This is a genomic window from Burkholderia sp. AW49-1, from assembly GCF_053427845.1.
Map to the genome: position 1 here is coordinate 1 of NZ_JBSAXF010000062.1, position 8,653 is coordinate 8,653.

Here is an 8,653-nt window from a genome sequence, read left to right on the forward strand (position 1 = left end):
TCGGTGACCCGACACCGGGGCTGCGCCGCTCCGGTGTTCGCATCGACCGGATCGCGCACGATCGCGCACTCGCCGCAGCCGCACGTGTTACTGATCGGCGAAAACGACAAAAACCTTCCATGAGCATGGTGTTCAACTGACCTGAGAGAACAAAGATGAAGAACAGGCAATTCGTGTGGTTTCCGATCGCCGTATTGATCGGTCTGATACTGGCCGGTTGTGGCGGCAACGATTCTCCGGCTCCGGGCGCCCAGGGAACGTCGAGCGAAACGACCGGCACGATGCCGCCGCCGGGGGCTCCGAGCGGAGGGGCCGGCACGACCGCCGCCTCGAACCTCGAGTGCGATCCGGTCTATCAGCAAGGTGACACCGTAAAGCTGCATATGTATACGCAGGCGACGTCGCAAAGTCCGGCCGTCGACAATGGCCTGTACACGCGCACCTACGGGCCGGCAACGTTCGAAGGCGTCGCGCTTACTCAGCAAGCCGAAACATCGACCGGTTCGCCGATCCAGACGAATCACTATTATCTCGTCGGCAACGGCGCGCGCGCGAATTACGGCGGCGAGGTTTACAGTTCGGGCACCCTCGCGTTGCGGGACGTCAACTCGCCGCCGTATGTCGAGACGATCGGGTTGTCGGGAAGCGAGACTGCGAACTACGTCGATACGCCCGTCATTCCGTCAGGCGGCGCCCAGACGGCGGTATCGATCCAGCGCGCGTACATCGCGCGCGAAACGGTCACCCTGAAGAACGGCAAGGTGTTCGCAAGCGCGTGTCACTATCACGTCACCGAGACGTTCTCCAATCCGGCGCTGAACAGCACGACGGTCGCCGACGACTGGCTCGCGCCAGGCGTCGGTCTGGTCAAGTCGGTCGCCAATGTCGGCGGCACCCAGATCATCACTCGTGAGCTCGAGTCGGCGACCGTTGGGGGCAAGTCGTATTGAGCGAGGTAGCCCTGACGCTCACGCGCGTGCCGTCAATGATGCGTGTACAACCGAGGCGCCGCGGCGTGACTCTGGATCGCGGCTCCCGAGTCGGCCGCCGCCCCGTATGCGGGCCCATAGCCCGACGCATCGGCCTGCGGCGACGATTCGGAAGACCGGATGCGTGCCTCGGCCTGCTGGATCGATTGCGGATAGTGAATGTCCTTTCGGGCCGGGTTGTAACCGGCCTGCTCGACCTGTGTGATCTGGGCACGGACTTCCGCGCGGGTCAGGCCGCTGCTCGATTGAGCTGCGGATGCGAATGCGGGGATAATGGCCGCCGCCAGCACGATGGTACGGATAGCGAATTTCATGATCTCGACCTCCAGTGAACAGGGTCGGCATCCGAGAACATCTCTTCTGCCTTGAGGACAGCATGCTCGCTAAAGCTGAAGGCAATGTTAACTTCGCATTCTTGAACGCATCGGATATGAAAGACAGGGGCGGACCCGGAATCGCCGCTTCGGTCGCGCCGATCACGGCAATGTAACGCGCACGCCGAACCCGCTGCCGTTCAACCCGTCGATGTACGTCAGACTCCCGCCGAGTTTGGCCACGATGCGCGCGACGATCGACAGCCCCAGGCCGCTGCCGCTTTCGTCGTGATCCGCGCCGCGAAAGAAGCGATCCTGCAGTCGGGACAGATTTTCGTTCGAGACGCCGGGTCCGTCGTCCCGTACCTGCAGGTGGATCGCGCCGGCATCCTGCCACGACGTGATTTCGACGCGCCCTTGTTCGCGGCCGTACTTGATCGCGTTATCGACGAGATTGTCGAGCAGGACGCGCACCAGCGTTGACGGCGCATGTGCGATAACCGGACCGACGACGCGTGAAATCAGTGAAATCTGCTTGCGATCAGCGCGCGCCTGATGGTCGTCGATGCAGGTCTGCACTACGCGTGCGAGATCGACCTCCTCGCCGGGCATCGGGACGGCTTCGTCAAGTCGCGCCAGTGCAAGCAACTGGTCCGCCAGATGCGTGCTTCGGTCTACGCCTTCGACGACTCGCTGCATCGCGCGCCGCTGACGGTCCGGATCGCGCGCCGTGAGCGCGACCTGCGCCTGAACCTTGAGCGCGGCGAGCGGGGTTTTGAGCTCGTGTGCGGCGTCGCTGGTGAATGCACGCTCGCGATCGAGCGAGCCGCGCAGGCGTTGCAGCAACGTGTTCAGGGCGGCCACCAGGGGCCGCACCTCGTCGGGAATGCCCTTCGTGCCGATCGCATCGAGGCTGTCGGGCGAACGTGCATCGATTGCCTCCGACAGCGTCCGCAGCGGCGTCAGGCTGCGTCCGATCGCCAGCCAGATCAACACGGCCAGCACGGGCAACGCGAAAGCGAGCGGCCGGGCGACACGGCGCGCCACCTCCGCAGACAAGTCCGAACGGTGCGTGCGTTGTTCGAAGATGCGCACGGTACGACCGCGCGCGGCATCGGTCAGCACGTACGCGTGCCATTTCGGATTGCCGAACCGGATCGGGTTCGACGCGGCAGCGGGAAACACCGGCAGATCGAGCGAGTCAAGCCCCGGACTGGCGGCCAGGATGCGTCCGCCCGCGTCACTGATCTGATACAGCATGCGCGGTGATGCATCGTTGTCGCCGTCGTTGTCTTCCCCCGAGCCGAGAACGATGTCCGCGAAGACCGGCAGATCGGATGCATCGAGCGCGACGAACGCTCTTGCGATCTGCTCGAGGCGGGTTTCGTCCCATTCCTCCGCTTCGTGAATCGCCTGGCGATAGCTCGACACCAGCGAATACGCCCAGACCACCACGACGCCCGACAGCACCAGTAAGGTCAGCCGTTGCCGGATCGAGCGCATCACGACGCTTTCTCCACCACGTAGCCGACACCTCGAATCGTGCGGATCAATTCGGCGCCCAGTTTCTTGCGCAGATTCGACACATGCACTTCGATCGCATTGCTTTCGATTTCTTCGTTCCAGCCATAGAGGCTGTCCTGGAGCTGCGTACGCGAGAGCGGGCGGCCCTGATTCGCCAGCAGTTCGACCAGCAACGCGCATTCGCGCGACGTCAGCGCGATCCGTTCGGTGCCGCGCGTCACCGTCATCAGCGAGGGATCGACCGACAGGTCGCCATATTCGATCGTCTCGGTGCTGCGGCCCTGCGAGCGTCGCACGAGCGCGCGGCAACGGGCGATCAGTTCGGTCAGGTCGAACGGCTTGCCGATGTAGTCGTCGGCGCCCGCGCTCAGGCCGCTCACGCGATCGGCCACGGTGTCGCGCGCGGTCATGACCAGCACCGGCGTATGGTCGCGGCGCTTGCGAAGCCAGTCGAGCAATTCAACTCCCGACATGCGGGGCAGGCCGAGATCGAGCACGACGAGGTCATACGGCGTGGTTTCGAGCGCGAGCTGCGCATGCCTGCCGTCGTGCGCCCAGTCGACCGTCATGCCGGCCTCGATCAGGCCATCCTCCACCCCGCTGCCGATCAGCTTGTCGTCTTCCACGAGTAACACCCGCATGGTGTCGCGTTCCTTTTAGTCGGGACATGGCGTCCATTGGCGCACGATAACCGCAGGAACCGACCGGCATCAAGCACGACGAGGAATGATCCGGTCCTTAAGAATCCGTTAACGTCGGCGTTCTATGGTCGCAGTCACCGACACTCGCAACCGAATCGACGACCATGACCAGGCTACCGTTCCGACTCCGTTTTTGCGCAACGCTGGGCGCGTTGCTTTTCGTGGCTGCCGCGCCGGCGTCCGCAGGCGAGATCAAGACGCTGATGCGAGACATGAAGCACGCGATGCAGGGTGCCATGAACAGCCGGACGATTCCGGAAATGAACGGCTACGTGGCCCGGCTCGAAAGCGATGCGCAGCAGGCGAGCCGCCAGCGGTATCGCGACGACCAACCGACATACGACGAAGGCATGCGCACATTGCGGGATGAATTGACCGCGGTCGACCGAGCCATCCAGGCCAACGATCTACCCGCCGCAAAGCAGGCGTTGCGCCGGATCGACGGTACGAAAAAGCACTATCACAACCTGCTCGGATAACCCGAGCAGCGTACCCTTTCGCCACTGAAAAGGCATTTCCGTCATGAAAAATGTTACCCGCTATCCCATGTCGATGAGTTTGCTGCACTGGCTGCTGGCCGCCGCGCTGATCGGCAACCTGATCGTCGGCTTGCTGCTGGACGACAATGAAGACCTCGTCGGCCTGCACAAGTCGATCGGCATTGTCATTCTTGGACTCGTGGCGGTTCGTATCGTGAATCGGCTGCGCATGCGACGCAGCCTCCCGCCATCAGTCAATCCGGCCGGTACGCTGAACCATTTCGCGGAACGCAGCGTCCACGGGCTGCTTTATGTGCTGATGTTCGCCATCCCCGTGCTCGGGTGGATGAAGACGAATGCGGCCGGGCACACGGTCAGTTGCTTCGGGCTCTTCTCGCTGCCTACCCTGGTGCCCAAGAGTCGCGAACTGTCGCATTGGCTGGGGCAATTGCACGCGCTGACGGCTTACGGGCTGGCCGCGCTGGTGGGCTTGCACGTGCTGGGCGCGGTGGCGCACAAGCTGTTCAAGTCCGAGAACGTGTTGCCGCGCATCCTGCCTTTGCCCGCGCGCCTCGCCCGGCAACGCGTCCCGTCCGGTGTCCGAGATTGAACGTCGAGCCAGCGCCTCACTCTTCGCGGACCGCGAACCATCACGCCATTGTCCACGTCGGCGGCCTTCGTCTTCGCCACTGCCCGGATGTCGGCGTGCCATGCCGCGGGCAGTGAAATACAAACCCGCCCAGACGTCCGAAATTTCTTGATCCGGCTTGATTCGTGGACGGATGACCTAGATTCAATCGTGATTGCTCTGATTCCATATCGGTTCCCGTTTCGGTGGCTACCGCGAATTTCCTCAGATCCTGGCCAATAAGGCATCGAGGCATCCGCCCCCTTCCGGTCCACGTGACCCCTGTCTCGGGATTCCGGTATGTGGTCTCGACCTTTCCGAGTGTGTGCGACCGGAGTTTCTTACGATTAACGAGCGCACGGATGTCGACTCCGCTTGCCGTGAGCAATGCCAGTACCCGCTTTACAATTAACTACGCGTCGTGATCCCGCGCCGTGTCGATAACACGTTTCAATTTCTCCGTATGTAACGTCGGCAAGTTTCCAGCAAGATTAGACATAAAAGTCTCGGCTCGAATGCGTTCCACTATCGAAATCCCATGCTTCATGCCACGCTCGATCGCCATGTCAAGTAAGTGGGGTGACGGGGTGATCGACGACACACGAATTGCGTCCGTCAATCCCTTCCGGATTCCGACGCCTGCCATCGAATTCTCTCCGCACACCCCCTGTGCGAGGCCAAGGTCGTAAGCCAGAATGTAGATGTGTCCTTCCATTCCGTCGAATTCCCTCTGTATTGCCTCCCCGGAATCTCCCCTTAACGCCAGAAAAATTCGATACCATACGGAATCCCACTCCCCACCAATTTCGTCTGCGCAGTAATCACCCAGAATATTCGTCAACTCATTCCATTTTTTGAGATCCGAAGATGTCATCGCATAGACGCAGGTTGGATTAAAGGCCATGGTCGATATGTCTTCGCCCACATTCAACAACTCAAGCAATTTTTAATTTAAATATTGATATGAAAAGTGGGGGTTCGATGTCTTTCGCTTGAACCCCGCAATGTGGCTACCTGGTGAGTACGATTTCAACCCGTCGGTTGCGGGCACGGCCCTCGGCCGTCGCATTGGGGGCAACCGGATCTGCAGCGCCGCGACCGGTAACCTTCAGCGATTTCGACTTCAGCCCGTGCGCCATTAGATAGCCCGCGACGGTTTCGGCGCGGCGCATCGACAGATCGAGGTTGGAGGCGGCGCTGCCAACCGAGTCCGTATAGCCGGTAACCGCAACATGTGAATACGTGCGGTCTTCTCGATTGCTCAGCATCCTGTCCAGCGATTCAGACGCGCCCGGTGCGAGCGTAGCGATGCCCGTCGCGAACAGCGCGTCGCCCGCAAAGCTCATTTGGTCGACGGGGACTGGTGCAGGCGCCGGTTCAGCGGACGGTGCCGACGCCGTAGCAGCCACACCGCACTGGAACACCAGCATCACGGGGTCGGATTCGTCGCGCAGTGCACGGCCCGAATCAACGATGCGCACGGGTTGGTCGCTGCAAATCCTGCGGGCAACCTTCATGCAAGTTTGCGAGGTGGACAGCAGCCCCTGGCAGTCGACGCGGAACGTGCGCACGCCGTCGCGCGGCAGAAGCTCGGAGGCGTTGTAGGTCGGTCCGGATGCAGAACAGCCCGCCAGAAAGGCGGCAGATATCAACGAAGTGGCATACGACAATTTCATGGTTGTCTCTCGTATGGAGCGGATACATTGCAGACAAGAATTACGGTGCATCGGCAGCTGTTTTTGCAAAACCGATTATTTGTCGACCGAAAGCCATCTGGCCTCCGGTCGACTCCATCTCTACCAACACTTACCACTGATACGCTGCACCGACGCCAACACTGGTGCCTTGCGAGCTATAACCCGCGCCAATCTTCCCCTTGACGTTTTGAGTAAACCGGATGGATGCACCGAACGCCACGGCCTGTTGGCCCTTATACGTGCCTGCACCGATGCCTACTGCGATTGTTTTGCCGAGGTCTACGTCAGGAATCATCGTCAACGCCGTGGCAGCGGCAACACCGGCATATGCGGCCTTCGCCACCTGGTTCACCTGATTTGATACCGCATTGATCCGTTGATCAGTGTATTGATTCGACTGCGACATCGATTCATTCAACTGATTCAGGTTGACCGCGTCGGTGCCTTGCGTACCGGGTGCGACGTTGGTGATCTGGCGCTGTTGCGTATCGCTGCCTACCGACACTACATTCGAGCGACCTCCGTCCGTCGAATTCGCACCGATCGCCACGGAGTTCGAGCCGGCCGTCACGGACGGCCGATCGCTTCCGGTACCGTTCATGTCGGCCGCGACGCCGTTGCTGTTGGCCGTGCGCGTCTGGTTCTGGTTGATCGTCGTCGACAACTGGTTCACCGTGTTACTGATGTTCGTCACGCCGGTCGACAGCGAGGCCACCGAACTGTTCGTCGTGCTCAGGCCAGTCGACAGCGAACCGATGCCGGTTGAAGTCGACGTGGACAGCGACGTCACCGTACTGTTCGTCGAGCTCAGCCCCGTCGACAGCGAGTTGATCGCGGTCGAGGTCGATGTGGACAGCGACGTGAGGTTGCTGTTGGTCGAACTCAGGCTGGTGGACAGCGAGCCGATACCCGTCGACAGCGACGAGATGTTCGACGCGGTCGACGTCGACAGGCTGTTGACCGCCTGGTTCGTCGCGTTGAGCTGGCTGCCGTTGACTGCGTCCGTGCTCGTGGCCGATACCTGGCCTGCGGCGACGTTCGTGATCTGACGTTCCGCACCCGGTGCGCCGACGCTCACCACGCTCGTCGGCGTACTGCCGGCGAACAGGTACGTGACACCGCCGATCGTCACGCTCGACGTCGCGTTGGCGTTGCCCGTGATCGAATTCGTGCCGAGCGCGACGTCGTTCACGTTCTTCGCGACCGCGTTCGAACCGAAGGCCAGCGAGCCTGCTGCTGCTGCAGTCGACGTGTTGCCGAGGGCGATCGAGCCGTCGCCGGCCGCCGTATTGGTATTGCCGAGCGCTACCGCGCCGATGCCGGTTGCCGTGTTGTTCGCCCCCATCGCCACCGCTCCGGTGCCGGTAGCAACGTTCGGATCACCGATCGCCACCGCACCGTCGCCGCTTGCGGTGTTCGCGACGCCGATCGACACGGCCTTGCCGCCGGTTGCCGAAGCGCTCTGGCCGATCGCGACCGCGCCGTCCGACGACGCGTGCGAACCGTCGCCGACCGCGACGCTGCTGGCGCCAGACGCGCTGGCATTCGTGCCGGCAGCGAGCGCGTTGATGCCGGTTGCACCGTTGTTGGTGTAGTTGGCTTGCTGCGTGCCATTGTCGTTGACGCTGTAGTAATGCGTCTTGGCGGCTTCGATCGAGGTCGAGGTCGAGGTCGACAGCGATGTGATCGCGCTATTGGCCGAACTCAGACCGGTGGACAGCGAGCCGATACCCGTCGAAGTCGACGTGGACAGCGAGCTGATCGAGCTGTTTGCCGACGACAGACCTGTCGACGTCGAGGTCGACAACGAGGCGACCGAGCTATTGGTCGAGCTCAACCCCGTCGACAGCGAGTTGATGCCCGTCGAGGTCGACGTGGACAGCGAACTGATCGAACTTGTTGCCGACGACAGACCGGTCGACGTCGAAGTCGAGAGTGAAGCGACCGAGCTATCGGTCGAGCTCAGGCCGGTCGACAGCGAGTTGATGCCCGTCGAGGTCGAGGTGGACAACGAGCTGATCGAGCTGGTTGCCGACGAGATGCCGGTCGACGTGGAGGTCGACAGCGAAGCGACCGAGCTGTCGGTCGAGCTGAGGCCCGTGGACAGCGAATTGATGCCGGTCGAGGTCGAGGTGGACAACGAGCTGATCGAGCTGGTTGCCGACGAGAGGCCAGTCGACGTCGAAGTCGAGAGCGAGGCCACCGAGCTATCGGTCGAGCTGAGGCCCGTGGACAGCGAGTTGATGCCCGTCGAAGTCGAGGTGGACAGCGAGCTGATGGAGCTGTTCGCCGACGAGAGGCCGGTCGACGTGGAGGTCGAC

At 61.9% G+C, this 8,653-nt stretch carries 10 protein-coding genes; 3 read left to right on the forward strand and 7 right to left on the reverse strand.

Features of this window, described 5'->3' with window-relative positions; translation table 11 throughout:
- Window positions 1–155: 155 nt before the first annotated feature.
- Window positions 156–950 carry a hypothetical protein gene (locus tag ACV22W_RS33215; RefSeq protein ID WP_448023762.1) on the forward strand — a complete coding sequence of 265 codons (795 nt, stop codon included), beginning with the start codon at window positions 156–158 and terminating at the stop codon, window positions 948–950.
- A 32-nt stretch (window positions 951–982) separates the two neighbouring features.
- Here ACV22W_RS33215 and ACV22W_RS33220 read toward each other — a convergent pair whose 3' ends face one another.
- The 3 genes from ACV22W_RS33220 to ACV22W_RS33230 all read right to left on the reverse strand — a co-directional run bounded on the left by ACV22W_RS33220 (window position 983) and on the right by ACV22W_RS33230 (window position 3,468).
- A complete protein-coding gene (locus ACV22W_RS33220) occupies window positions 983–1,303 on the reverse strand; it encodes a DUF4148 domain-containing protein (RefSeq protein ID WP_448023763.1) in 321 nt (106 codons plus the stop codon).
- Between the two features lie 162 nt (window positions 1,304–1,465).
- Window positions 1,466–2,806, reverse strand: a complete 1,341-nt coding sequence (locus tag ACV22W_RS33225) for an ATP-binding protein (RefSeq protein ID WP_448023774.1) — start codon at window positions 2,804–2,806, stop codon at window positions 1,466–1,468.
- Window positions 2,806–3,468: a response regulator transcription factor gene (locus ACV22W_RS33230; RefSeq protein WP_175909050.1), complete on the reverse strand. Its 663-nt coding sequence runs from the start codon at window positions 3,466–3,468 to the stop codon at window positions 2,806–2,808. Before ACV22W_RS33230 ends, ACV22W_RS33225 begins: the two co-directional genes overlap by 1 nt.
- 164 nt (window positions 3,469–3,632) lie before the next feature.
- Between ACV22W_RS33230 and ACV22W_RS33235 the strand changes: the two genes are divergently transcribed.
- Both ACV22W_RS33235 and ACV22W_RS33240 read left to right on the forward strand, forming a co-directional pair.
- Window positions 3,633–4,007: a cytochrome b562 gene (locus ACV22W_RS33235; RefSeq protein WP_448023765.1), complete on the forward strand. Its 375-nt coding sequence runs from the start codon at window positions 3,633–3,635 to the stop codon at window positions 4,005–4,007.
- A 43-nt stretch (window positions 4,008–4,050) separates the two neighbouring features.
- The gene (locus tag ACV22W_RS33240) at window positions 4,051–4,617 is read left to right on the forward strand and encodes a cytochrome b (RefSeq protein ID WP_448023767.1); all 567 of its coding nucleotides are present in this window, start codon (window positions 4,051–4,053) and stop codon (window positions 4,615–4,617) included.
- A gap of 40 nt (window positions 4,618–4,657) precedes the next feature.
- Here ACV22W_RS33240 and ACV22W_RS33245 read toward each other — a convergent pair whose 3' ends face one another.
- From ACV22W_RS33245 to ACV22W_RS33260, 4 genes are all read right to left on the reverse strand, one after another.
- On the reverse strand, window positions 4,658–5,023 hold the full coding sequence (locus ACV22W_RS33245) for an H-NS family nucleoid-associated regulatory protein (protein WP_448023768.1): 366 nt from the start codon (window positions 5,021–5,023) through the stop codon (window positions 4,658–4,660).
- Between the two features lie 24 nt (window positions 5,024–5,047).
- The gene (locus ACV22W_RS33250; RefSeq protein WP_448023769.1) at window positions 5,048–5,539 is read right to left on the reverse strand and encodes a hypothetical protein; all 492 of its coding nucleotides are present in this window, start codon (window positions 5,537–5,539) and stop codon (window positions 5,048–5,050) included.
- A gap of 106 nt (window positions 5,540–5,645) precedes the next feature.
- Window positions 5,646–6,311 (reverse strand): OmpA family protein, encoded by a 666-nt coding sequence (locus ACV22W_RS33255; protein ID WP_448023770.1) that lies wholly within the window; start codon window positions 6,309–6,311, stop codon window positions 5,646–5,648.
- Window positions 6,312–6,441: 130 nt separating this feature from the next.
- Window positions 6,442–8,653: YadA family autotransporter adhesin (locus tag ACV22W_RS33260; RefSeq protein WP_448023772.1), on the reverse strand; the 2,212-nt coding region annotated here is incomplete at its 5' end.

Coding starts and splice junctions, on each gene's coding strand:
- ACV22W_RS33215 (WP_448023762.1), top strand. CDS start 156: ATGAAGAACAGGCAATTCGTGTGGTTTCCGATCGCCGTATTGATCGGT.
- ACV22W_RS33220 (WP_448023763.1), bottom strand. CDS start 1,303: ATGAAATTCGCTATCCGTACCATCGTGCTGGCGGCGGCCATTATCCCC.
- ACV22W_RS33225 (WP_448023774.1), bottom strand. CDS start 2,806: ATGCGCTCGATCCGGCAACGGCTGACCTTACTGGTGCTGTCGGGCGTC.
- ACV22W_RS33230 (WP_175909050.1), bottom strand. CDS start 3,468: ATGCGGGTGTTACTCGTGGAAGACGACAAGCTGATCGGCAGCGGGGTG.
- ACV22W_RS33235 (WP_448023765.1), top strand. CDS start 3,633: ATGACCAGGCTACCGTTCCGACTCCGTTTTTGCGCAACGCTGGGCGCG.
- ACV22W_RS33240 (WP_448023767.1), top strand. CDS start 4,051: ATGAAAAATGTTACCCGCTATCCCATGTCGATGAGTTTGCTGCACTGG.
- ACV22W_RS33250 (WP_448023769.1), bottom strand. CDS start 5,539: ATGGCCTTTAATCCAACCTGCGTCTATGCGATGACATCTTCGGATCTC.
- ACV22W_RS33255 (WP_448023770.1), bottom strand. CDS start 6,311: ATGAAATTGTCGTATGCCACTTCGTTGATATCTGCCGCCTTTCTGGCG.